This is a genomic window from Sphingomonas sp. URHD0057 (assembly GCF_000620665.1).
Taxonomy (GTDB): domain Bacteria; phylum Pseudomonadota; class Alphaproteobacteria; order Sphingomonadales; family Sphingomonadaceae; genus Sphingomicrobium.
The window spans coordinates 723,693-747,426 of sequence record NZ_KK211162.1; the positions used below are offsets into that span (position 1 = coordinate 723,693).

The 23,734-nt window shown below is 66.2% G+C and carries 20 protein-coding genes; 14 read left to right on the top strand and 6 right to left on the bottom strand.

The genetic code is table 11. From position 1 onward, the window contains the following. Window positions 1-66 precede the first annotated feature (66 nt). The 6 genes from N539_RS17015 (at window position 67) to N539_RS0112575 (ending at window position 6,374) form a co-directional block, all read left to right on the top strand. Window positions 67-960, top strand: a complete 894-nt coding sequence (locus N539_RS17015; protein ID WP_051531788.1) for an alpha/beta fold hydrolase — start codon at window positions 67-69, stop codon at window positions 958-960. A 76-nt stretch (window positions 961-1,036) separates the two neighbouring features. Beyond that, window positions 1,037-1,960, top strand: coding sequence for an alpha/beta fold hydrolase (locus tag N539_RS0112555; protein ID WP_051531789.1), 924 nt, complete (start codon window positions 1,037-1,039; stop codon window positions 1,958-1,960). Between the two features lie 3 nt (window positions 1,961-1,963). Continuing rightward, complete coding sequence (locus tag N539_RS0112560) at window positions 1,964-3,649, top strand: FAD-dependent oxidoreductase (RefSeq protein WP_028970539.1); 1,686 nt, start codon at window positions 1,964-1,966, stop codon at window positions 3,647-3,649. 39 nt (window positions 3,650-3,688) lie between these two features. Continuing rightward, on the top strand, window positions 3,689-4,477 hold the full coding sequence (locus tag N539_RS0112565; protein WP_028970540.1) for a type III pantothenate kinase: 789 nt from the start codon (window positions 3,689-3,691) through the stop codon (window positions 4,475-4,477). Then, on the top strand, window positions 4,474-6,114 hold the full coding sequence (locus N539_RS0112570) for a ribonuclease J (protein ID WP_028970541.1): 1,641 nt from the start codon (window positions 4,474-4,476) through the stop codon (window positions 6,112-6,114). The genes N539_RS0112565 and N539_RS0112570 overlap by 4 nt, the downstream gene beginning before the upstream one ends. Then, window positions 6,111-6,374: a DUF1467 family protein gene (locus tag N539_RS0112575; RefSeq protein WP_028970542.1), complete on the top strand. Its 264-nt coding sequence runs from the start codon at window positions 6,111-6,113 to the stop codon at window positions 6,372-6,374. The genes N539_RS0112570 and N539_RS0112575 overlap by 4 nt, the downstream gene beginning before the upstream one ends. Here the strand turns inward: N539_RS0112575 and N539_RS0112580 are convergent. Then, window positions 6,371-8,677, bottom strand: a complete 2,307-nt coding sequence (locus N539_RS0112580) for a hypothetical protein (RefSeq protein WP_028970543.1) — start codon at window positions 8,675-8,677, stop codon at window positions 6,371-6,373. The genes N539_RS0112575 and N539_RS0112580 overlap by 4 nt on opposite strands. Before the next feature lie 73 nt (window positions 8,678-8,750). Here N539_RS0112580 and N539_RS17020 point away from each other — a divergent pair, with 73 nt between their 5' ends. Genes N539_RS17020 through N539_RS0112595 form a run of 3 tightly spaced genes read left to right on the top strand, consistent with a single transcriptional unit; the run spans window position 8,751 to window position 12,337 of the window. Further along, the gene (locus N539_RS17020) at window positions 8,751-9,944 is read left to right on the top strand and encodes an NTP transferase domain-containing protein (protein ID WP_051531790.1); all 1,194 of its coding nucleotides are present in this window, start codon (window positions 8,751-8,753) and stop codon (window positions 9,942-9,944) included. A gap of 25 nt (window positions 9,945-9,969) precedes the next feature. Then, window positions 9,970-11,028: a DUF2336 domain-containing protein gene (locus N539_RS0112590; RefSeq protein WP_028970544.1), complete on the top strand. Its 1,059-nt coding sequence runs from the start codon at window positions 9,970-9,972 to the stop codon at window positions 11,026-11,028. Beyond that, window positions 11,009-12,337, top strand: a complete 1,329-nt coding sequence (locus N539_RS0112595) for a sensor histidine kinase (protein WP_028970545.1) — start codon at window positions 11,009-11,011, stop codon at window positions 12,335-12,337. The genes N539_RS0112590 and N539_RS0112595 overlap by 20 nt, the downstream gene beginning before the upstream one ends. Window positions 12,338-12,341: 4 nt before the next feature. Here N539_RS0112595 and N539_RS0112600 read toward each other — a convergent pair whose 3' ends face one another. Both N539_RS0112600 and gltX read right to left on the bottom strand, forming a co-directional pair. Beyond that, window positions 12,342-13,628 carry a citrate synthase gene (locus tag N539_RS0112600; RefSeq protein ID WP_028970546.1) on the bottom strand — a complete coding sequence of 429 codons (1,287 nt, stop codon included), beginning with the start codon at window positions 13,626-13,628 and terminating at the stop codon, window positions 12,342-12,344. A gap of 21 nt (window positions 13,629-13,649) precedes the next feature. Then, window positions 13,650-15,044, bottom strand: coding sequence for a glutamate--tRNA ligase (gene gltX, locus N539_RS0112605; RefSeq protein ID WP_028970547.1), 1,395 nt, complete (start codon window positions 15,042-15,044; stop codon window positions 13,650-13,652). 53 nt (window positions 15,045-15,097) lie between these two features. Here gltX and N539_RS17025 point away from each other — a divergent pair, with 53 nt between their 5' ends. Continuing rightward, window positions 15,098-17,209, top strand: coding sequence for a ComEC/Rec2 family competence protein (locus tag N539_RS17025; RefSeq protein WP_081774394.1), 2,112 nt, complete (start codon window positions 15,098-15,100; stop codon window positions 17,207-17,209). Here N539_RS17025 and N539_RS0112615 read toward each other — a convergent pair. From N539_RS0112615 to N539_RS0112625, 3 genes are all read right to left on the bottom strand, one after another. Further along, window positions 17,206-17,550, bottom strand: coding sequence for a VOC family protein (locus tag N539_RS0112615; protein ID WP_028970548.1), 345 nt, complete (start codon window positions 17,548-17,550; stop codon window positions 17,206-17,208). The two genes, N539_RS17025 and N539_RS0112615, sit on opposite strands and share 4 nt — an antisense overlap. A 1-nt stretch (window position 17,551) precedes the next feature. Next, the gene (gene lexA / locus N539_RS0112620) at window positions 17,552-18,199 is read right to left on the bottom strand and encodes a transcriptional repressor LexA (protein WP_028970549.1); all 648 of its coding nucleotides are present in this window, start codon (window positions 18,197-18,199) and stop codon (window positions 17,552-17,554) included. 82 nt (window positions 18,200-18,281) lie between these two features. After that, window positions 18,282-20,216, bottom strand: a complete 1,935-nt coding sequence (locus tag N539_RS0112625; protein WP_028970550.1) for a peptidylprolyl isomerase — start codon at window positions 20,214-20,216, stop codon at window positions 18,282-18,284. A gap of 101 nt (window positions 20,217-20,317) precedes the next feature. Here N539_RS0112625 and tpiA point away from each other — a divergent pair, with 101 nt between their 5' ends. The 4 genes from tpiA (at window position 20,318) to N539_RS18660 (ending at window position 23,715) form a co-directional block, all read left to right on the top strand. Then, window positions 20,318-21,061 (top strand): triose-phosphate isomerase, encoded by a 744-nt coding sequence (gene tpiA / locus N539_RS0112630; protein WP_028970551.1) that lies wholly within the window; start codon window positions 20,318-20,320, stop codon window positions 21,059-21,061. A 54-nt stretch (window positions 21,062-21,115) separates the two neighbouring features. Further along, complete coding sequence (secG, locus tag N539_RS0112635; protein WP_028970552.1) at window positions 21,116-21,484, top strand: preprotein translocase subunit SecG; 369 nt, start codon at window positions 21,116-21,118, stop codon at window positions 21,482-21,484. Window positions 21,485-21,555: 71 nt separating this feature from the next. After that, window positions 21,556-23,190, top strand: coding sequence for a CTP synthase (locus N539_RS0112640; RefSeq protein ID WP_028970553.1), 1,635 nt, complete (start codon window positions 21,556-21,558; stop codon window positions 23,188-23,190). A gap of 375 nt (window positions 23,191-23,565) precedes the next feature. Continuing rightward, window positions 23,566-23,715 carry a lmo0937 family membrane protein gene (locus tag N539_RS18660; RefSeq protein ID WP_156029941.1) on the top strand — a complete coding sequence of 50 codons (150 nt, stop codon included), beginning with the start codon at window positions 23,566-23,568 and terminating at the stop codon, window positions 23,713-23,715. The last annotated feature ends 19 nt before the right edge of the window (window positions 23,716-23,734 follow it).

Consider the following 23,734-nt stretch of genomic DNA (forward strand, 5'->3'; position numbering starts at 1 on the left):
AGAACTCTTCTCGAGACTCAGCGCCGGTCCTGCCCGGCCGGCACCTGTTTCCGCAGGAGCGAACTTATGCCCACGTTCAAGACCCGCGATGGTACCGAGATTTTCTATAAGGACTGGGGCGCGCGGGATGCCCAGGTCATCTTCTTCCATCACGGCTGGCCGCTGAGCTCGGACGACTGGGACAACCAGCTGATGTTCTTCCTTGGCCAGGGCTATCGCGTGATCGCCCACGACCGCCGCGGGCATGGCCGCTCGACGCAGACCGATACCGGCAACGACATGGATACCTATGCCGCCGACGTGACCGAGCTGACCGATCATCTCGACCTCCAGAACGCGATCCACATCGGGCATTCAACCGGCGGCGGCGAAGTCACGCGCTATGTTGCGCGGGCGAGGCCCGGGAGGGTCTCGAAGGCGGTCCTGATTTCGGCGATTCCGCCCCTGATGCTGAAAACCGAGGCCAACCCCGGCGGGACTCCGATTGAGGCCTTCGATGCCTATCGTGCGGGCGTCGCGGGCAACCGCGCGCAAATTTATCTCGATGTCGCGTCAGGCCCATTTTACGGCTTCAACCGCACCGGCGTGCTTCCGCAGGAGGGGGTCATCCGCAATTGGTGGCGGCAAGGCATGATGGGCGGCATCAAGGCCCACTACGACTGCATCAAGGTGTTCTCGGAAACCGACCTTACCGAGGACTTGAAGCAGATCGACGTGCCGGTGCTGCTGATCCACAGCGAGGACGACCAGATCGTGCCCTACGCCGATAGCGCGCCACTGGCGGTGAAGCTGCTCAGGAACGGTCAGCTCAAGACCTATTCGACGCTTCCGCACGGCTGCATGACCACCCACCCGGACGAGATCAACTCGGACATCCTGGGCTTCCTTCGCGGTGAGCAAGTCGGCGTGCCGGGCGCGGCCGCCCCGGCGTTGGTGGCGGAGCCGATTCCCGTTGACTAAGTCTGTGATGGCCGGGCCGTCTTCTGGCGGCCCGGCCAGTCCTGGGGGGAAGTGCATAATGATGGCGGGAAGAAACATGGCGCTGCTGTTGGCCGTGGCAGGCTTGTTGCTCCCTGCGCCCGCCACGGCAAAGGTCGAACCCTTTCCAGCCGTGTTCACGACGCGCGACATCCCGATCGACGGCGCGACGATTCATGCTCGCGTCGGCGGAACTGGACCGCTCGTCCTATTGCTCCACGGGTTCGGCGACAGCGGCGACATGTGGGCTCCGCTCGCCGCCCGGCTGGTTAAGGACCACACGGTCGTCGTACCCGACCTGCGCGGGATGGGCCTCTCCTCCCATCCGGAAACGGGCTACGACAAAAAGAGCGAAGGTCAGGACATCGCCGCCGTCCTCGATGCGTTGAAGCTCGATGGACCGCTGGCATTGGTCACCCACGATATCGGGAACATGGTCGGCTACGCGTTCGCCGCCCAGAACCGCCAACGCGTGACGCGGTGGGTGGTGATGGACGCGCCGCTGCCGGGTATCGGTCACTGGGATGATGTGATCAAAGACCGGCGAACATGGCATTTCGATTTCTACGGACCGGATGAGGAGCGGCTCGTCGCCGGTCGCGAGCGAATCTACCTCGACCGCTTCTATAACGAGCTTTCGGCCGACCCTCGCCATATCGACGAGGCAACTCGCGCCCATTACGCCGCGCTCTATTCGCGCCCCCATGCCATCCATGATGCGTTCGCGCAGTTCGCCGCCTTCCGTCAGGACGGCGCCGACAACCAGAAATTCCTGGCCGAGGGCAAGCTCACCATGCCCGTGCTCGCGATTGGCGGCGAGAAAAGCTTCGGGCAAGGCTTCGCCAACGAGATCGCGTTCGTGGCTGACAATGTCCAGCCGCTCAGTGTCGCGAATTCCGGCCATTGGCTGATGGAAGAGCAACCCGAAGCGACAATGGCGGCGATTCAAGCATTCCTGGCCGGATCGACCCCTGGAAAGTGACATATGACCGACCCTAAGGAGACCAACACCTACGCGACGCGCGCGCCGCAGATGTTTCTCCGATTCAGCGACGAGGAGATCGAACGCCTGTCGCGGTTCGGGGAGGCGCGATCCTATCGCGCGGGCGATATGCTGGCGCGGGTCGGCGAGGTTGGCCCGGGCCTCATGCTGATCCTGTCAGGCCAAGTCGAGGTGACCCAGTCGCATGGCGGCGAACACCGACATATCGTCACCCACGAGCGGGGCAATTTCATGGGCGAGCTCGCCCAGCTCTCGGGGCGCCCGTACCTGGTCGATGAAAAGGCGCTGACGGACGTGGAAGCGGTCGCCATTGCGCCCGACCGCCTGAGAGCGTTGCTGGTTGCCGAGGCCGATATCGGCGAGCGGTTGATGCGCGCATTGATCCTGCGCCGGGTCGGCCTGATCGAAACCGGCGCGGGACCGGTCATCGTCGGCGAGGACACCAACGCCGACGTGCTTCGGCTGGTCAATTTCCTGCGCCGCAACGGCCATCCTTACCAGCAGCTGAGCCCGCGCGACGACAGCTGCGCGCAGACGCTGGTCGAGCGCTTCGACGTTACTCCCGAAGAACTCCCGATCGTGTTGTGCCCAAACGGGCAATTGCTCCGCAACCCAACCGAGGACCAGTTGGCGCGCTGCGTCGGGCTCGTTGGTCCGATCAATTCCGAGCGCATTTACGATGTCGCGATCATCGGCGCCGGGCCGGCAGGGCTGGCGACCGCCGTCTACGCCGGATCGGAGGGTCTTTCGGTGCTGGCGATCGACTGCCGCTCCTTCGGCGGCCAGGCCGGGGCATCGTCGCGGATCGAGAATTACCTTGGCTTTCCGACGGGTATTTCCGGGATGGCGCTGATGGGCCGCGCGTTCAGCCAGGCCCAGAAGTTCGGGGTGGAGATCGCGATCCCCGACGAAGCGGTGAAGCTCGAATGCGGCAACGATCCCTGCCGCCTGAGCCTCACCACGGGCGAAGTGATCAGGGCGCGTTCGATCGTGATCGCGACTGGGGCGGAGTATCGCCGGCTCGGCGTCGCGCGCCTCGACGAATTCGAGGGCGCTTCGGTCCATTATTGGGCATCGCCGCTGGAGGGAGACTTGTCGGCGGGCAAGGACGTTGTCCTGGTCGGCGGCGGTAATTCGGCCGGGCAGGCGACTGTGTTCCTGGCCAATCGCGCGCGTAGGGTGACGATGATCGCGCGGCGGCCGTTGAGCGCGACCATGTCGCAGTATCTGATCGACCGCATCGCCGCTCAGCCCAATGTCGAGGTGATCGCCGGCTGCGAAATCACCGAGCTCGTGGGCTCGAACGGCGTGCTCGAGCGAGTCGGCTGGGTCGAACATCCGTCAGGCAAGCGAACCGAGCGGCCCGCCCGCTTCCTGTTCTCCTTCATCGGCGCCGAGCCGAATACCGACTGGCTCGCCAGCTCCGGCCTCAAGCGCGATGATCGCGGCTTCGTTCTCACGGGCGACGAGGTCGGCGAAGGCCGCCTGCCGCTGGAGACCAGCCGCCGCGGCATTTTCGCGGTGGGTGACGTGCGCTCCTGCTCGGTGAAGCGGGTCGCGGCCGCGGTCGGCGATGGCGCGCAGGTCGTTGCCGCGATCCATGCCTATTTGGCGCAGAGTCGCGAGGCGGCGCCGCCGGTCATCCAGCAGGTGGTCGAGACCGCCTGATCGCTTTGCCGCCGCCAGTTCTTGCCCTAAGGGCGCGGCATGCTGCTGGCGATCGATGCGGGAAACACCAACGTTGTCTTCGCGCTGGTCGATGGCGGCGCAATCAAAGCCCGCTGGCGCATCGCGACCGACCCGCGCCGGACTGCCGACGAATATGCCGTGTGGCTGCACCAGCTGCTCGAGCTCGAGGGCCGTTCGAAGAGCGATGTCGAGGCGGTAATCATCGCTACCGTGGTTCCGCGCGCTCTGCATAATCTCGAAGTGCTCAGCTCCAAATATTTCCACGTTGAGCCGATGATTGCAGGGCAGGGCAATGCCGCTTGGCCAATTGCGCTGGACGTTGATGAACCGCACGCTGTGGGCGCCGATCGGGTGCTCAACGCGATGGCCGTCCATGCCAAGCACAAAGGCGACTTGATCGTAATCGATTTTGGCACGGCAACGACATTCGATGTGGTGGATTCGTCCGGCGCTTACAAAGGCGGTATCATCGCGCCAGGCATAAACCTTTCGCTCGACGCTTTGGTGAATGCTGCGGCTAAATTGCCGCGCATCGCTATCGAAGCCCCAAAGGGCAATCTGAGTGTCATCGGCCGCACCACCGAGAGCCAGATGATCATCGGCATCTACTGGGGCTATGTTGCGATGATCGAGGGCCTGACCGATCGGCTGAAGCGTGAGCTCGGGCGACCGGCGACCGTGATCGCCACCGGCGGCCTTGCCATCCTCTTCGACAAGCACACCAATGTGTTCGATGCGATTGAGCCCGATCTCACCATCCAGGGGTTGAGCCTGTTGCACGCGATGGCGATCCAAAAAGCGAAATGATTCCGGGCGAAGAGCTCCTGTTTTGCGCGCTCGGCGGTTCGGGCGAGATCGGCATGAACGTCAATCTCTACGGCTGCCGAGGCCAGTGGATCATGGTCGACCTCGGCCTGACCTTTGCCGACGCTACGTATCCCGGCATCGACCTCATCCTCCCCGACCTCGAGTTCATCGAGAAGCAGCAGGAGCGCCTGGTGGGGATCGTCCTCACCCACGGGCACGAAGACCATATCGGCGCGCTTCCCTATCTCGCCGACGAGCTCAAGAGCCCGCTTTACGCGACGCCCTTCACCGCCGGACTGATCGCCGGCAAGCTCGAGGAGGAGGGGCTGACCGGCCAGGTCAAGCTCAACATCGTCGAGCGCGGCGGAAGCATCGAGCTTGGCCCGTTCAAGGTCAGCTTCGTCGCGCTGTCGCATTCGATCCCCGAAGGCAACGGCCTGCTGATCGAGACTCCGTTCGGCAACATCTTCCACACCGGCGATTGGAAGATCGACGACACCCCGGTGATCGGGGAAGCGCCGAGCACCGAAACGTTGACCGCGATCGGGGATGCCGGAGTGCTCGCCTTGGTGTGCGATTCGACCAACGTCTTCCAGGAGAAGCCGTCCGGATCGGAGGAAAGCGTCCACGAAGGGCTTCTTGCCCAAACGACGAAAGCCAGCGGACGCGTGCTGGTGACGACCTTCGCATCGAATGCCGCGCGGCTCCAGACCATCGGGCGCGTCGCCACCGAAACCGGGCGCAGGGTCTGCATCGCCGGGCGTTCGCTCGAGCGGATCCTGCGCGTTGCCCAGGCAACCGGTTACCTCCGCGACTTTCCGTCGCCGGTCAGCTTCGACGAGGGGATGCGGCTGCCGAAAAGCGAGTTGCTGATCATCGCCACCGGCGGGCAGGGCGAGCCGCGGGCGGCGCTCGGCCGGGTCGCCTCGGGCAACCACGAGCTGAAGCTGACCGAGAACGATACGGTGATCTTCTCCTCGCGCATCATCCCCGGCAACGAGACGGCGATCGGCCGGATCATGAACCAGTTGTCCGACCTCGGCGTGCAGATCGTCACCGAACGACAGTCGCACGTGCATGTCTCGGGGCATCCCGGCCGGCCCGAGCTGGTCCAGATGTACGAATGGGTGCGTCCGCAGATCGTGGTGCCGGTCCACGGCGAAGCGCGACACATGGCGGAACAGGGGCGCCTCGCGCTCAGCCATGGCGTCCCGCACGCCGTCGTCCAGAACAATGGCGACGTGATCCGGTTGGCGCCCGGCGAGCCGAGGAAGGTCGACGAGGTTCGGGTCGGGCGGCTCGTGCTCGACGGCGATGTGATCCTCCCGGCCGACGGCGCCACCATCACCGAGCGCCGCCGCATGGGCTTTGGCGGGCTGATCACGGTTGCGGTGCCGGTTGGCGGCGATGGTCAGCTTGCGGGCAAGCCGCTGGTCCGCGCGTTCGGGGTGCCGGTCGAAGAGGACCGTGACGATTTCATTGCCGATGCGACCGATGCGGCGACCCGGGCCTTCAGTCCGGGAGGCGATGAGGACCGGATGCGCGAGGCGGTGCGGCTCGCGGTCCGGCGGTGCGCCACGCTGTGGACGGGCAAGAAGCCGGTGGTCGAGGTGATGGTGCTGCAAGTCGCCGCATGAAGCTCACCTCGATCGTCGCCATCTATTTCCTGTTCTTCGCTTTCGCGGCATTCGCGCTGCTTCCGTTCGGGGTGAAGACCGATGAGGAGGCCGGAACGCCCAAGGTCCCGGGCCAGGCCGATAGCGCGCCGCACCATTTCGATCTCAAGCGGCATTTGCTGAAAGCCGCGCTGGTCGGCGCGCTGCTGTTCGCGATCTATTACGCCAATTGGGCATTCGGCTGGATCACGCTCGGCGACGTCGAATTCTACCGCGCCTAGCGGCGCTTATCGATCGCCTGGGCGAGCGCCGCGTAGAGCTTGCCCATGTCCGAGGACATCAGGGTCACCGCGATCATTCCTCCCTCGCGTTCGGCGAGGACGCGGCGAAGCATCGCTTCGAAATCGTGGACGTAGCGGTTGACCGAATTCTGGAACTCCGCGTCCGTTTCATAATGCGCTGCGATCGAGCGCGTCTCCGAGCCGCCGATCAGCCGTACCGCGCGGCGGGTGAAGATGCCGCGATTGCCCTTGAGGTAGGCGCCCCAGGCTTTCTCATCGACTTCATCCGACAGGATCTTCTGCACGTCGATGGCCGCCGAGTGCATTGAATCGATCAGCAGCGAGACGCGCCGCGCGAAGGCTTCGCTGTCCTTCTCGCGCTGCTCCTGCCCGGTGCGGTTGATGTGCTGCTCCAGGGCCGCCGCGCTCTGCCCGATGTTGAGCATCTGCTGCGACAAGCGGTCCGACGCCGAGCGAGCCGCGTCGACCGCACGAGCGGCGACGTTCTCGACCTCGCGCAGCCGGTCCTCGATGGTTTCGCGGATGACCCGCTCGAGCGCCTCGCGCGATGCGTCGGAAAGCTTGGCGGCGCTGTCCGGAATCACTCCTTCGATCGCCTCGCGCGCCCGCTCGGCGGCGTGGCCGGCAGCCTCCTTGACCTGCACCAGGGCCGCGACCAGCGCCGGCGCGGTTTCCGCACTGAGGTTGGCGGCTTCACCCTGAGCCTGCGCAATCGCCGAGGTCAGCGCACTAAGCTTCGCTTCCGAGCTCGCGACTCCACCGTCGACGGCGGCGAGTAACGCCGCGAAGCGGTCCTGATGGTCTGCGATCGCCTCGCCGGTGGCGCTCATCCGTTGCCCGGCTTCAACCGCGGCGTCACGCACCCAGCCGATCTCCGGCTTCATGGTGGCGGTGGTTTCGGCCAGCCGTTCGGCATGACCGTGCGCCTCGCCGAGCGCGGAGCCGACCTGGTCGCGGACTTCGGTTGCCAGGCGATCGATGCTTTCGCGCAATCCAGCCGTGCGCTCGGCGAGGGAGCCAATGGCGCTGTCCTGGGAGCCGGCCTGAACGGCGAGAGCGTCAAGCTCGGTGCGGGCGCGGCCGAGCGAGTTGAGGAAATGATTGGCCCGCTCGTCGCCGTTCGAGGCGAGCTCGGTGAAGCGTTGGTCGATCATGGCGAGACCGCGATCGATCTCGGCGATCATCCGCTGCGACGCCCGGTCCTGTTCGGCAACGTTGCTGGACAGGGTGGCGAGCGCGGTATTGGCGTGATTGACGTTGAGCGCCAGCGCTTCTGCGGCTTCGGCGCCGGTCTGGCCGATCCCCGCGGACGACTGCTCGACCAGCGCGGCAACAGCTGCCGCCTGGGCATCGATGCCGCTGCGGATGCTTTCGAGAGTCGCGGTCGTGCGTTCGAGCAGCGCATCGAGAGAGCCCGAGAAGCTGCTTTCCGCCTCGTTGACTTTTTGTGCGGCCGAGCTGCCGGCGCTGTCGATCTCGGCAAGCCGGGCGGCGAGCCGATCGGTGGCCTCGCCGATGATCCGGTCGGCCTCCGTGGCTCGGTTTGTGAGGCTGCCGACATGCTCGCCAAATTGCACCGTCCGCGCACCGGCTTCGGCGCCGACCGACCTCAGTTGCTCGGCGATCGAGCGCGCGGTTTGTTCCGCGCGCGGCAAGTCGTCGAGGAGGACGGCGATGTCGGTGCGGGCGGATTCAGCGGCGCGGTCGAGCGCCTCGCCATGGCGCGCGAGGCGTTCGGTGCTCGAGTCAAACTCGCGGGTAAGGCCGCTAAACTTGCTGCTCGCATCGTCGCCGAGTTGCATCAGATTCTGGGTGATCACCGTCAACTCGGTGCGGCTGTCGGTGATCCGTTGGGACAGCACTTCAAGCAATGCCTCGAGCGACTGCGCCTCGGTTCGCATCACAATGACCGACTGGGTGAAGCGCTCGGCTTCCTTGCGCCGCGTGCGCCCGAACACCAGCCAGGCAAGGCCGAGCAGGGCGAGCGGTCCGGCCGCCACCGCAACCCATTGCGCGACCAATGGAGAAGTCAGCGGCTGCCCGGCCAACGAGCGCCCGGCGGACCAGGCGGTGAAGGCGAGCCACAGCGCGGCGATCATGCTGAGTGCGATCGCCAGCACCTGCCGTCCGCCGGCGCCGCGGACCTCGACCGGCGCTTCCGCCGCCCATTGGCCGGGATCGAACTCCGTTTCGAAGGGCGCGTCGCTCCCGCCCAGTTCGAGGATCTCAGTCTGGTCGGGGACCGGAGACAGCGGCTCGGCGCGTTGCGGGGTGGGTGTCATGGCGACGGCAGTTTACCACCTTTGACGCGCCGCGAAAGCGATTACAGAGGCTTCGCATGCGAGAGGGAGGTTAATGGCGGTCGGGGCGCTGATCGGAGCGTATCAGGAAGACGATTCGGGCGGTCTCCGAGCACTGCTTCCGCTCGCCGGCCGCACCCTGCTCGAATATCAGGTTCGCTGCGCCGCGGCGGCTGACGCCGCGCCGATCGTGGTTGTCGTGGAGCGGGTGCCGCAATCGCTGCAGGATGCGTTCGAGCGTCTGCGGCTCGACGGTCTATCGGTGTTCGCCGTCAGCGACGTGCAGGAAGCGGTCAGTCGGTTCGAGGCGGGCTCGATGATCCTCCTGATCGGCGACGGCGTTGCGCCGCCGGCAGACCTGGTCGCGGCGCTCGCCGAGGAACCGGAGCCGGCGGTGGCGACGGTCCCGGACGCAGAGGAGCACGCAGCCTTCGAGCGGATCGACGGGGAGTCGCGCTGGGCGGGAGTTGCCCTCGTCGACATGCGAAATCTTGGCTCGACGGCCGCGATCCTCGGCGACTGGGACCTGCAATCGACATTGTTGCGCAAGACCCTGCAAGAGGGCGCCTTGCGGGTTCCGGTGAGCGATGACGCCGCGCCGTTGCTCGCCGAGCGGGCCGAACAACTCGCCGACTTCCAGAAGATGCTGATTGCCGCCTCTCGCGGAGCGAGGACCGATTGGGTGAGCCGGTATCTTTTGCCGCCAGTCGAAGAGCTCGCGGTCGAGCGGCTGATGGAAACGGCGGTGCGACCAGGCTGGCTGATCTGGCTTGGCCTGGGGCTCACCTTGGCCGGCGCAGTTTGCTTCGCCAAGGGATGGCTTGGCGCGGGCCTCGGGCTGCTGGTTCTGTCGACGCCGCTGGACATCGTGGCTTCGCGGCTCGCCTCGCTCCGCCTGCGGCCATTGCCGACGCGCATGATGAGCCGCTTGGCTCTGTGGCCAGCGAGCGGGCTCGCCGTGCTCGCGCTGGCCTGGTATGAAGCGCGGCACGTGCCGGGCTGGGGCGCCTTCGTCACCGCCGGCTCCGCGCTTGCCTTTGCCGAAGCGGCGCGGATCGAGAAGGCGATCTTCCCGGTCGGAAGCGAAATCTGGCTGCTGTCACGCCGCAATGCGATTTTCGCGGCGATCCCGTTCGCGCTTGCCGGCACTTGGACTGCGTACCTGATCGCGCTGCTGGCCTATGCGGCGGTGTCCTTCTTCGTCGTTCAGCACGTTCGTCATTTCGGGCCCGAGTTGACGCGAAGTTAACGGAAACCCGATAAGCCGGGTTGCAATGTTGCCAGAGGAATGGCCGATCGCTGCCCCGGCAGCCGACCATGACGCGCCCGCGTACGCGGCGCGGCGCGACCGCTTGTCCACCGTCCGCGCGGATTTCTTTCTCGATTCCACGACCCGCCTGACCGAGCAGGAGCGGGCGCTGATGACCGCCATGCTCCATTGCCTCGTGGGGGATGTCGCCGATGAAATTCGCTCGGCTCTGCCCAAGGGCTGGACGGCCGCAAACGACGAGAGCAACCTCGACGTCATCGAGACGCTGACGAGGTCGCGGCTGCTGGACGAGCCGGCGCTGATGGCGTTGCTGCTACGCCGCGCCGACGAGGAACGGATCACCACCGGCGCGCGGGCCCGCAGCGGCCGTCACGACGCGCGAATCCTCCAGGGGCTGGTGAGCCATGAGAATGGCGCGGTGTCCGCCGCGGCCATGGCATTGATCCTGGCGCGCGGGCGGCGGCGCGACCGCTTCGGCCAATGCCTGGTCGCTTTCGACGATTTAACGACGGGATCGGCGCGGACGTTGGTCCAGACCGTCGCAGCCGTGCTTCGGCAGGGCCTGGCGGCGACGCGGAGCGGGCCGGCGGTGGATGCCGAGCTGGCCAAGGCGTGCCAGCGGGTATTGGCGGACCAGGACCCCGCGCGCGGGATCGACGGGCTGACCGCGGAGCTGGCCCGTCTGCTCGATGAGAACGGTAAGCTTGACGATGAGCTGATCCTCGCCGCGGCGCATGAGGGCGAGATCACATTCGTGGCCGAGGCGCTCGGGCGTCGCAGCGGCCTTACCGGCGCGGTCGCCGCAAGCGAGCTTCTGTCAGGCTCGGCGGAGCGGATCATCGCGCTGTTCCGCTTGGGTGCCTTGCGGCGCGAACTGGTTGCCGGCTTCCTCGCCAGCATCGGCGACCTGTTGGGCCTCACGGACGTGGGCCGCGCGATCGGTCTGTTCGATACCATGACCGACGACCAGGTGGCCGCGGCGCGCGCCTGGCTGACGGTCGATCCCGCCTATCGCCGGGCCCTCGCAATTCTGGAAACGGACGATGGCCAGCGTTCCCTCTGAACCGCGCGCCGTGCTCGGCCGGGTCGACAAGGCGGGGCGGCTGATCGCCGCCGGTCCCGAGCTCGAGGCGCTGCAGCAGGAGGCTGGCTCCACGCTTGGCCAGACGTTAGCGCTTCCTCAGATTGCCGCGGTCGCTCAACTTGCGCGCAAGCTCGGCATCGCGGTGGTTCGCCCGGCATTCGCGGCGTCGAGCGACCACGATATCGAATTTTCGGTGCGGGCGGTCCCCGAAGGCGACGAGGTCGCCCTGACGCTCGAAGGCTGGACGCTTCGTGCTCCTGCGGCGCCGCGGCTTGGCTCGCTCCTTGGCGGAAACGGTCACGCCGACGCGGAACCGGCTACCAGCGAGTGGGCGGCGGACGAGGAGCTCAAGATCATCTCGGTTTCGTCCGAGCTCGGCGAAATGCTGGGAGTCGAAGCGGTCGAGGCCGCCGGAGCGTCCCTGACCCGCCTGTTGCGGCTCGAAGAAGATGAGAATGGCGAGATGCCGCTGATCAGCGCGCTTGCCGCACGGCGCGGTTTTACGGGGCAACGCGCGCGGGGCCGGACCGATGAGAGCCGGGCGATCATCCTCAGCGGCGAGGTGGTGACCGCCGCCGACGGCAGCTTTGCCGGATTCCGCGGAACCGCCCGGCCGGAGCGGGCGGAAGCCGCCGATGAGTCGAGCGCGGCCGCCTTCGATCATGCGCTCGATGAAGTGCTTCGTTCGCCGCTCGACCGGATCATCGAGAGCGCCGAGCGCATCGTCGAACGCGCCGATGGGCCGCTGCGCAACGAATATGCGAGCTACGGCAACGACATCGCGAGCGCGGCGCGGCATCTGCTGTCCGTGGTCCGCGCGATGAGCGAAGACCCGACGCAGGGCCAGCGCGCGATCGATCTGGCCGCGCTGGCCGGCGAAGCGGTGGTGATGGTCGAACCGGCGGCGGAGGAGCGCAATGTCGGGCTCGAGCTCGATGGCAAAGATGCGCTGTTCGCCAGCGGGCAGGAGCGGGGCGTCATCCAAATCCTCGTCAACCTCATCGGCAACGCCGTCCGCCATTCGCCCGACGGCGGTCACGTCCGCCTGTCGTTCGTCAGCACGCCGGGGACGGCCTCGGTGATCGTGTCCGATGAAGGCCCGGGCATCGACCCCGCGGACCAGCAGCGCATCTTCGAGCGGTTCGAGCGCGCCGACGCCGGGAAGGGCGGCACCGGGCTCGGCCTGGCAATTTCGCGGCGCCTGGCGCGATCGATGGGCGGCGACGTGACGGTCGACAGCGTGCCGGGCGCGGGCGCGCGCTTCACCCTGACGCTGCCCAGCCCCTAGCCTTTCAGCGCTTCCCGACCGGCACGTAGTTGCGCTGGGTGGCGCCGACGTAAAGCTGGCGCGGCCGACCGATCTTCTGCTCAGGGTCGGAGATCATTTCGTTCCATTGCGCGACCCAGCCGACGGTGCGGGCAAGCGCGAACAAAGCGGTGAACATCTCGGTCGGGAAGCCGATCGCGTTGAGGATCACGCCCGAATAGAAATCGACGTTGGGGTAGAGCTTCTTTTCGATGAAATAATCGTCGCTGAGCGCAATCCGCTCGAGCTCCTTGGCGACATCGAGGACCGGGTCCGAGATGTTGAGCTCTTTCAGCACCTCGTCGGCGGTCGCCTTCATCACCTTCGCCCGCGGGTCGAAATTCTTGTAGACGCGGTGGCCGAAGCCCATCAGCCGGAACGGGTCGTCCTTGTCCTTCGCCCGGGCGATATATTTCGGGATGTTCGAGGTGTGGCCGATCTCGCGCAGCATGTTGAGCGCGGCTTCGTTGGCGCCGCCGTGCGCGGGGCCCCACAGGCACGCGATCCCGGCCGCGATGCACGCGAATGGGTTGGCCCCCGACGAGCCGGCGAGGCGGACGGTCGAGGTCGACGCATTCTGTTCGTGGTCGGCATGGAGGATAAATATCCGGCGCATCGCCCGCTCGATTACCGGATTGACGTGATAGGGCTCGGCCGGGACGCCGAACGTCATGCGCAGGAAGTTGCCGGTGTAGGTGAGGCTGTTGTCGGGATAGAGGAACGGCTGGCCGACCGAATATTTGTGCGCCATCGCGGCGATCGTCGGCATCTTGGCGATCAGCCGGTGAGAAGCGATCATCCGCTGCTCGGGATCGGTGATGTCGGTGCTGTCGTGATAGAAAGCGCTGAGCGCGCCGACGACGCCGCACATGATCGCCATCGGGTGAGCGTCGCGGCGGAACCCCCGGTAAAAGGTCATCAGCTGCTCGTGCAGCATGGTGTGGCGACTGATTGTCCAGGTGAAATCGTCGAGCTCAACCTTCTTCGGCAGCTCCCCGTGGAGCAGCAGATAGGCGACCTCCATGAAGGTCGAATTCTCGGCCAGCTGGTCGATCGGATAGCCGCGGTGGAGCAGGATGCCCTTTTCGCCGTCGATGTAGGTGATCGCGCTCTGGCAGCTGGCGGTCGACGTATAGCCGGGGTCGTAGGTGAACATCCCGGTCTCGTTGTAGAGCTTGCGGACGTCGAACACCTCGGGGCCGACCGAGCCTTCGAGCACGGGATAGGGGTGGTTCGTGCCGTCGATCGCCAGGGTCACGGTCTTGTCGGTCATTCGTTCGGCTCCAGCATTAGATCACTTTGGCATCTGGTCGGCGATCCGGGCCAGGCTTTCGTCCTTCCCGAGCAACGCAAGCACATCAAAAATTCCGGGCGAGGTCGTGCGCCCGGTCAAGGCGGCGCGGAGCGGTTGAGCGAGCTTGCCGAGCTTGACCTCGGCTGCTTCTGCCACTTCGCGGATGGCCGCCTCTACCGACGCCGCATCCCACTCGGCAAGGGTGGTCAGCCTGGCGTGCGCCGAGGACAACAAGGCCCTTGCCTCCGGAGGAAGCAACGCCGCCGCGGCCTCGTCGGGTGCAATCGGCCTTTGCGCGAACAGGAAGCGCGCGCCCTCGGCGAGCTCGAGCAGGGTGTGGGCGCGGGCCTTGAGCTCGGGCATGGCGCGAGCGAGCAGCGCTTTCTGTTCATCGGCCAGGTCAAGCCGCGGCGCGACGAAGTCGGCAAGCCGTTGGTCATCGGCCTCGCGGATGTAATGGCCGTTGAGGCTTTCCAGCTTCTTGAAGTCGAAGCGCGAGGGCGACTTTCCGACATGGTCGAGATCGAACCATTGGATGGCTTGCTCGCGGCTGATGATCTCGTCGTCGCCATGCCCCCAGCCGAGGCGGAGCAAGTAGTTGCCGACCGCTTCGGGAAGCATTCCCAGTTCGTCGCGATAAGCGTCGACTCCGAGTGCGCCGTGGCGCTTGCTGAGCTTGGCACCGTCGGGCCCGTGGATCAGCGGGACGTGCGCGTAGGTCGGCTCGGGCCAGCCCATCGCGCGGATGATGGCGATCTGGCGAAAGGCATTGTTCAAATGATCGTCGCCGCGGATGACGTGGGTCACGCCCATGTCGTGGTCGTCGACGACGACGGCCAGCATGTAGGTCGGGCTCCCGTCGGAGCGCAGCAGGATGAAATCGTCGAGCTCGGCGTTCTGGACGGTGACTCGGCCCTGAACCCGGTCGTCGATAATCGTTTCGCCGTCGCGCGGCGCTTTCAGGCGGATAACGGGCGATCCTTCGCCTTCATCGGTTCGATCGCGCCATGGGCTGTTGATCCGGAACGGCTTGCGCTCGGCCTGCGCCTTCTCGCGCTGCGCCGCGAGCTCTTCCTGGGTCATGTAGCAGCGATAAGCGTGGCCTCGCTCCAGCATCTTGTGCGCGACTTCGGCGTGGCGCGCCCAGAATTGCGACTGGTAATATTCGTGGCCGTCCCAATCGAGGCCGAGCCAGCGCATCCCGTCGAGGATCGCGTCGATCGCTTCGGCGGTCGAGCGCGCCTTGTCGGTGTCCTCGATGCGGAGGAGGAACTTGCCGCCGTGGTGGCGCGCAAACAGCCAGTTGAACAGCGCCGTGCGGGCGCCGCCGATGTGGAGGAATCCGGTCGGGGAGGGCGCGAACCGCGTGACCACCGGCTTATCACTTGCGCTCAAGCACGCATTCCTCTCAAACTCATGCTGCAATGCAATGGACGAGCGCCCCTAGCATGGGGGAAGCGCCTCTTCCACAGCGTGCTCGGAGCTATTGGAAGACGCGTATTTCCGCGCTTCACGAGGAGCTGGAGAAGCTCCTCGAGGCCGAACGCGCGCAGCTTCCGCCATGGCTGGTGGTCGGGTTCGGCACTGGGATCGCCGCCTGGTTCGCTCTCGACGTCCGCGCGCAATGGGCGGCCGTCCTGTTCCTCTGTGCCGGGCTGGCCGTGGCCGGCTTTGCCCTCGTCAGCGGGCGAGCCGGGCGGGCGCTCGGCTGGTTCGCGCTCGCCGCGACGCTCGGTTGCGCGCTCGTCTGGGCGCGCTCCGCACGGGTGGCGGAGCCGAGGCTGGCGCGTCCCATCGTCACCGATCTGTCGGCACGGGTTGAAAGCGTCGATTTTCTCGCCGCCAAGGACCCTGTCAGGCTGATCCTCGCGCCGAGCGACCCGGAATTGCCGCCCCATGTTCGCGTGTCCGTCGACGAAACGGATTTCCCCGCGGGAATCGCTCCAGGCGCGGAGATCCGGCTCAAGGCGCGATTGGCGCCGCCGCCCCCGATGGCGCTTCCGGGGACCTACGATTTTTCGCGCGACGCCTGGTTCAAGGGGCTGGGTGCCGTCGGCAAGGCGATGGGCCCGGTCACCGTCTCGAAAGCGGCAAAGGCGCACGGGCTCGACCGCATGCGGGCCGAACTGAGACAGCATATCTTGGAGCATCTGCCGAGCAGTTCGGCGGGAATCGCGATCGCGCTGGCGACCGGCGACCAAAATGCGGTCGGCGCCGACGATGCCGAGGCGATGCGCCGGAGCGGCCTCACCCACCTTCTGTCGGTGAGCGGACTGCACATTGCTGCGGTGGTCGCGTTTGCGATGTTCCTGACCCTGAAGCTCCTCGCGTTGAGCGAGCGCCTCGCGCTCCGGTTCAACCTGGTGCTGGCGGCGGCGGCGGTCGCGGCACTCGCGGGGATCGGCTACACGCTGCTAACCGGGGCGCAGGTGCCGACGGTGCGCAGCTGCGTCGCGGCGCTGCTGATCCTCGCCGGCATCGCCCTCGGCCGCGACGCGATCAGCATCCGGCTGATCGCCGTCGGCGCGCTGGTCGTGCTGCTGTTCCGGCCCGAGGCGCTGGCCGGCGCCAGCTTCCAGATGAGTTTCGCCGCGGTCACTGCAATCGTCGCGCTTCATTCGACCGCCTGGTCGCGCCGATGGTTCCAGCGCCGCGATGAGGGGGTGCCGGCGCGCCTGCTCCGGGCGCTGGCCGGGATGATCGCGACCGGCCTGGTGGTCGAGCTGGCGCTCGTGCCGCTGGCCCTGTTTCATTTCCATCGTTCGGGACTCTACGGCGTCGGTGCGAACATCATTGCTATTCCGCTGACTACATTCGTGATCATGCCGCTGGAGGCTGGCGCGCTGCTGCTTGACGTCGCAGGCTGGGGAAAGCCGCTGTGGCTGCTGTGCGGCGTCGCGATCGACGGCCTCATTCGCCTGGCCCACGCCGTGGCCTCGGCCAAAGGCGCCGTTGCGCTGATACCTTCGATGCCGGCATGGGCGTTCGGGCTGATCGCCGTCGGCGGCGTTTGGCTGTGCCTGTGGAGCACGCCGCTGCGGCGGTGGGGCCTGGTGCCGGCGCTGATCGGGGCGGCGGGGGCTGCTGCGGCGCCCTCGCCCGACCTCCTCGTCACCGGCGATGGCAAGCATCTGGCGATCGTCCGCGACGGCACCCCGTTCCTGCTGAGAGAGCGCGCGGGCGATTTCGTTCGCCAGCTGCTGGCTGAAGCCTCGGGCTTCGACGGCGATCCTTTGGCGCTCGGCATTCGACCGTTCAGCGCGTGCTCGCGCGACGCCTGCGTCGCAATCATCCATCGCGATGGCCGCGATTGGCGGATCCTCGCCACCCGCTCGAATTATCTGATGGATTGGCAGTCTTTCATTCGAGCCTGCGGCGAAGCGGATGTGATCGTCTCGGATCGGCGGTTGCCGCGCGGGTGCGTGCCGCGCTGGCTCAAGCTCGACCGTCCTGCGCTGGCCCGAATGGGGGGCGTCTCGATCGTGTTCGGCGACACTCCTCGGGTCGAAACCGTCGCCGATCATGTCGGCGCGCACCCTTGGGTGGAGAACGAGCGCTAGGTCTCGCTCCACACGGCGAGCTCGTTGCCGCCGGGGTCGATGAACTGGAAGCGGCGGCCGCCGGGGAAGCTGAAGATCGGCTTGGCGATGGTCGCGCCTGCCTTGGACACGGCTTCGAACGCGGCCTCGAGATTGTCGGTGCGGATCACCGGAAGCGGCGCGGATAACGCATCACCCGGATCGCCCTGCAGGCCGACATCGGTCGTGCCGTTCGTGGTGGCCGAATAACTCGGGCCATAATCGGAGAAGGTCCACCCGAACGCCTTGGCGTAAAAGGCGCGCGTCAGCTCATGCGCGGTCGCGCTGGGCAGCTCGACATAATCGATCCGCGCGCCGGTCACCTCAGTATCGGCGGATCAGGCCGGCGAGGCGTCCCTGGATCTGGACCCGCGCCTCGTCATAGCGCTGTGCCTCATACCGGCTGTTGGCGGGGTCGAGGCGGATCATGCGGCCCTCGCGGCGGAAGGTCTTGAGGGTCGCTTCTTCATTGTCGATCAAGGCGACCACGATCTCCCCGTCGCGCGCGGTATCGGCCTTGCGGATCAGGGCGAAGTCGCCGTCGAGAATGCCTTCCTCGACCATGGAATCGCCGGATACCTCGAGGGCATAATGCTCGCCCGGCCCAAGCAGGGCAGCGGGAACGGCAAACGTCTCGGTCCCCTGCAGGGCTTCGATCGGCGTGCCCGCCGCAATGCGCCCGTGCAGCGGCAGCTCGATCGTGTCGTTGGCCGGAGCCGGGGCCGCCGGCCGCAGCTGGACCACCTTCGCCGACTGAACCTCGGGAAGCTTCAGCACCTCGAGCGCCCGGGCGCGGTTGGCGAGCCGGCGAATGAAACCGCGCTCCTCCAGCGCCGAGATCAGGCGATGGACGCCCGACTTCGACTTGAGGTCGAGCGCTTCGCGCATCTCGTCGAAGCTGGGGGAAATCCCGTCCTGCTTGAGCCGATCATCGATGAACAGCAGCAGCTCGCGCTGTTTTGCGGTGAGCATATGCGGGTCACTCCCCGTTGGAACGAACGGAGAACGTGTAGGCAACAAACGCGTGCCGGTCAAGAGGCCCGGTCTACGGCGATCAACCGCCGCTTGCAGTGATCCGCTGCTTCACCGTCTTGATCGCGGCCTCGTTGCGCTTGACCTTCATGTCGGCGCGCACGGCGGCGATGAATTCCTGGGCATAGTCCTGGCTGAGCGCGTCCTGCAGCTCGCTTTGCATCCGGCTGACGAGTCCAGGCTGCAGCAGCGCGTTGCCCGGGGTGATTTTCGTCGCCTTCACGACGAAGAAACCGCGTCCGTTGGAGTCGGCGACCATCCGGCTCTTGCCCTCAGTCAGGCTGAACAGCAGCTGCATCGGCGGCGCGATCTGGCCATTGGCTTCGGCGAGCTGAAGCCGCCGCGCGGCCATCGGACGGGTGGCGGGAAGGGCGATACCCAGTTCCTTGATCGCCTGCGCGACCGAAACGCCCTGCGATGCGCGGGCGGCGATTCGGGTCGCGGCGGCGCGCGCCCGCAGCAGAGCCTGGCCAATGATCCAATCCTCGGCGACCCGGTCGCGGATGTTGGCAAGCGGCGCCGGAGCGGCCGCGACGACCTCGGCCGGCGAAACCATCGCATAGCCCTGACTGTTGGGCAGGGTGACGATCTCCGGCGGATCGTTGGGCGCAATCTCAAAGCCGGTCTTGAGCGCCGCGGCGAGCTCGGGCGGGAGCTTGTAGGCCGCGTCGGTCCGCGTCGTTCCCGCCGCCGTGACCAGCGGCGTCGTCGTCACCGGGATCTTGTTGGTGGCAGCAGTCTCGGTGAAATTATTGCCTCCGTCGACCGAGTTCTGGACCTTGTCGACGACGTCCTCGATCGCCTGCTTGCGCTTGTCTGCGGTCAGCTTGGCCGCGATTTCAGACCTGGCCTCCGCGAGCGACTTGCCGCCGATCTTGGTGACCCCGTCGACCTTGACGACGGCCCAGCCGAAATCGGACTGAAGCGGCCCGACGATGGCGCCGGAGGGTGCGGAAAAGACCGCGGCAGCGGCCTTGTCGCCGGCCACGGCGGCGTAGGCTTGCCGGGTTTGATCCTTGAGCGAGCTTGTGGCGGCGTTGGCGCTGGCGGTGGCGGACAGCGCAGTGCCGGCCTTGGCCTTGACCGCGATCGCATTGGCGGTGGCCTGGTCGGGAACGACGGCCTGGCTGATGCTTCGCGTTTCCTTGGCGCCGTAGGTCGCCTGGTTGGCGTTGTAATAGGCCGCGATCTCCTGGTCCGACGGGGCGACGCCCGAGACCAACTCGGGGCCGATCCGCGCGATGCGGATCGTGCGTTGCTCGGGGACCATGTAGCGCCCCCGGTTGGCCGCGTAATAGCGCTGAAGGTCGGCGTCGGTCGGCTTGAGCCCACCGCGGAAGGATTCGACCGGCACCGCCGCCGCTTCGCCTTCGCGCGATTCGAGCAGCATCGAGGCATAAGGCATCGCCATCCCGACCGAGACACGGGCGTTGGTGGCGACTGGCGTTAGAATGACCCGCTGAAGCAGTGAACCGGAAATGAGCGTGCGCACCTCGGCGTCGGTCAGGCGCTGCTGGGCGAGAAACTGCCGGTAGGACTGGTCGCTGAACTTGCCGTTGAGGCCCTTGGTTTGCGGGATCTGGGCGATCTCGCCGTCGATCAGCCGCTTCGACAGATGGATGCCGTATTTGTCGGCGAACGCGAGCAAAGCGCGCTGGTCGATCAGGCTATCGAGAAGCGTGTCGAAGTCGCCGGCGATCGTCGCATAATCGGCCTCCGGGCGCTGACGCCGGACCTCCTGGAGCCGCTTTTGCATGGCGTCGCTCATCTCGGTCTCGAGCACCTGCTGGTCGCCGACCTTCGCGAGTGTCGAGCTACCCATGCCGAAGCCGATATTGCCCGAGCCGAAATTCCGGATGTCGCCGATCGCGAAACCGGCGAGGATCAGGATGAAGAAGGAGGCGACGATGCCAGTGCCGAACTTGGATTTGGAGAAGCGGCGAAAGTTGGTGATCATGACAGCCAGATGATGAAGGGAGTGGAGGGCGCTTTAGGGGCGGGGCTGGCGCGCTTCAAGTCGCCCCGCTAGTGCCCGCTCGCGAGCGGAGGGGAGCTGCGTTGAACAAGCTGGTTGCCGGCAATTGGAAGATGCACGGCCTGTCGTCCGACCTGGCCGAGATCAAGGCGATCGACGACGCGTCCCGCCGATATCCGTCGGTCGACGTCGCGCTGTGCGTGCCGGCCATCCTGATTGAGCGCGCGTCGAGGGCGGTGCCGAACTTCGCGATCGGCGGGCAGGATGTGCACTACGCCGATAAGGGCGCCCACACCGGATGCGTTTCCGCCGCGATGCTGGTCGATGCGGGCGCGGTTCTGACGATCGTCGGTCATTCGGAGCGGCGGGAGGCGCAGCGAGAAACCGACGCCGAGGTCAAGGCCAAAGCCGAGGCAGCGCTGTCGGCATCGCTGCGAGTGATCCTCTGCGTTGGCGAAAGCCTTGAGGTGCGCGAAGCCGGTGGCGCGGTCGAGACGGTGCTGGCGCAACTGGCGGCATCCCTGCCGGACCATGCCGATGCCGCCCGCCTAGCGATTGCCTACGAGCCGGTGTGGGCGATCGGCACCGGCAAGGTGCCGACCAACGATGAGATCGAGGAGATGCATGCGGCGCTTCGCCGGCGATTGATCGCCGCTTACGGCGATGCGGGCCGCGGAGTGCGCATCCTCTACGGCGGATCGGTCAAGGCCTCGAACGCCGCCGAGATTTTCGCGGTGCCAGAGGTCGACGGCGCGCTGGTGGGTGGGGCGAGCCTCAAGGCCGCCGACTTCATGCCGATCGTCGCCGCGGCCGCAGTCGGCGGTTGAAGGCGGGGCAGGGATCGCCTAGATCGCCGCGACCAAATCTCTCGAAAGCCCGACATGTTCGCCTTCTTGCTGATCGTTCAAACCCTTGTCGCCGGCTCGCTGGTGGGCGTCATCCTGATGCAGCGGTCCGAAGGCGGCGGTCTCGGAGTCGGAGGCAGTTCGTCGGGTTTCATGACCGCGCGCGGCGCCGCGGATTTCCTTACCCGGTCGACGTCGGTCCTCGGCGGGCTGTTTATCGTGCTGTCGATCGTGATGGCGGCGATCGCCGGTGCGACGCGGGTGCCAGCCAAGATCGATACCTCGCTGGCGAAGACCGCCGCGCCGCTCGAGCGTTCGCAGCCGGCGACGCCCGCGCAATCGGTGCCGACGCAGCAGCAACCGGCGCAGAACCAGCAGCTTCCGGCCGTCCCGCTCGCGCAATAGGCGAAATTCACAAGAATTTTTTGCCGCCCGGCTTGCTTAAGACGGGCGAAGCCCCGTAAGCCTCAACTCCCATGGCGCGGTTCATTTTCGTTACCGGCGGCGTGGTCTCATCGCTCGGCAAAGGTCTTCTCTCGGCGTCCCTCGGGGCGCTCCTCCAGGCGCGCGGATTCAAGGTCCGAATCCGCAAGTTCGATCCCTATCTGAACGTCGATCCGGGGACGATGTCGCCCTACCAGCATGGCGAAGTCTATGTGACCGACGACGGGGCGGAGACCGACCTCGACCTTGGTCACTACGAGCGCTTCACCGGCGTTTCGGCGCGCCAGACGGACAATGTCACGACCGGCCGGATCTATCGCGACATCATCGCCAACGAGCGGCGCGGCGACTACCTCGGCGCGACCGTCCAGGTCATCCCGCACGTCACCAACGCCATCAAGGAATTCGCCCTCGCCGAGACCGACGGCCTCGACTTTATCATCTGCGAGATCGGGGGAACTGTCGGCGACATCGAGAGCCTGCCGTTCATTGAATCGATTCGGCAGCTGAGGAACGACCTTGGCCGCGACAATACGGTCAGCGTCCACACCACCCTGGTGCCCTGGATCGCCGCCGCCGGCGAGCTCAAGACCAAGCCGACCCAGCAGTCCGTGCGCGAGCTTTCGAGCCTCGGAGTCCAGCCGGAGGTGCTGCTGTGCCGATGCGATCGCCCGCTCCCTGAGAGTGAGCGGGAAAAGATCGCGCTGTTCTGCAACGTGCCCAAGTCGGCCGTGATCGAGGCGCTCGATGCCCGCAACATCTACGACGTGCCGCTGCAATATCACGAAGCCGGTCTCGACGATGAAGTCCTGCGCGTTTTCGGGATCACGGATGCACCTGCTCCCGGGCTTGCCGTGTGGCAGGACATCATGGACCGCATCGACCATTACGAGAGTGAGGTGACGATCGGCGTGGTCGGCAAATATGTCGGCCTGCCGGACGCCTACAAGAGCCTGCGCGAGGCGTTGATCCACGGCGGCGTCGCCAATCGCACCAAGGTCAACATCCAGTGGATCGATGCCGAGCTGTTCGAGCATCCGGATTCGGACGTCGTCGCGGAGCTTGAGCCGCTCCACGGCATCCTCGTCCCCGGCGGCTTCGGCGAGCGCGGCAGCGAAGGCAAGATCGCCTCGGTCAAGTTCGCCCGGGAGCGCGAGATTCCCTTTTTCGGCATCTGCCTCGGCATGCAGATGGCGTGCATCGAAGCCGCACGGAACCAGGCGGGAATCGCCGAGGCGTCGACGACCGAGTTCGGTGAGACTTCCGAGCCGATCGTCGGGCTCATCACCGAGTGGATGAACGAGGAGGGGCTGCAGCAGCGCGCGGTCGACGGCGACCTCGGCGGGACGATGCGCCTTGGCGCCTACGAAGCGAAGCTCGACGGCAACAGCGTCGTGCGCTCGATCTACGGCCAGGATTTGATCAGCGAGCGGCACCGCCACCGCTACGAAGTGAACGTCCATTATCGTGGCGCGCTGGAAGGGGCGGGGCTGATCTTCTCCGGCATGTCGCCCGACGACCAGCTGCCCGAGATTGTCGAACGCCCGGACCATCCCTGGTTCATCGGCGTTCAGTTCCATCCCGAGCTGAAGAGCCGCCCGTTCGAACCGCACCCTTTGTTCGCGGGGTTTATCGAAGCGGCGCTCAAGCAGAGCCGGCTGGTCTGACCGCTACGGCGGCGGAATTTCTCGCTTACCCGACTGATTTTTGATAAGAAAAGCGCGGCCGTTCTCGACTGTGAGAACCAGCATGCGTGTAATTGCTTTGCTTGCGATCGCCGCTCTCACCCTTTCTGCCAGGGTACCCGACCCGTCGAATTGTGGGCCGTGGGTCCCGCAGACCAATGGCACGAAGTGGCGGATGTGCGTCGATCCGAACAACCAGCGCTACTGCGAGTTGAAGGCGGGACGAGCGATTACCCGCTTCGATTGTCCGTAGCCGCTCGTCGCGACCACTGTTTCCGGGTCAATTGGCGGAGGGCGGAACGCGCTCTGCGCTCGACCGTTACGCGGCCGTTCCACCCTTGCTGAGGAAGGCTGCACATGCTTTTGACCATCGCCATCATCCTGCTCATCCTGTGGGCGCTCGGCTTCTTTGCCTTTCACACCGCAGGCGCGCTGATCCACATCCTTCTGGTGGTCGGAATCATCGTTCTGATCTGGAACTTCGTCGCCGGACGCCGGGCGGTTTAACACTTCACCCGGGCGAAGC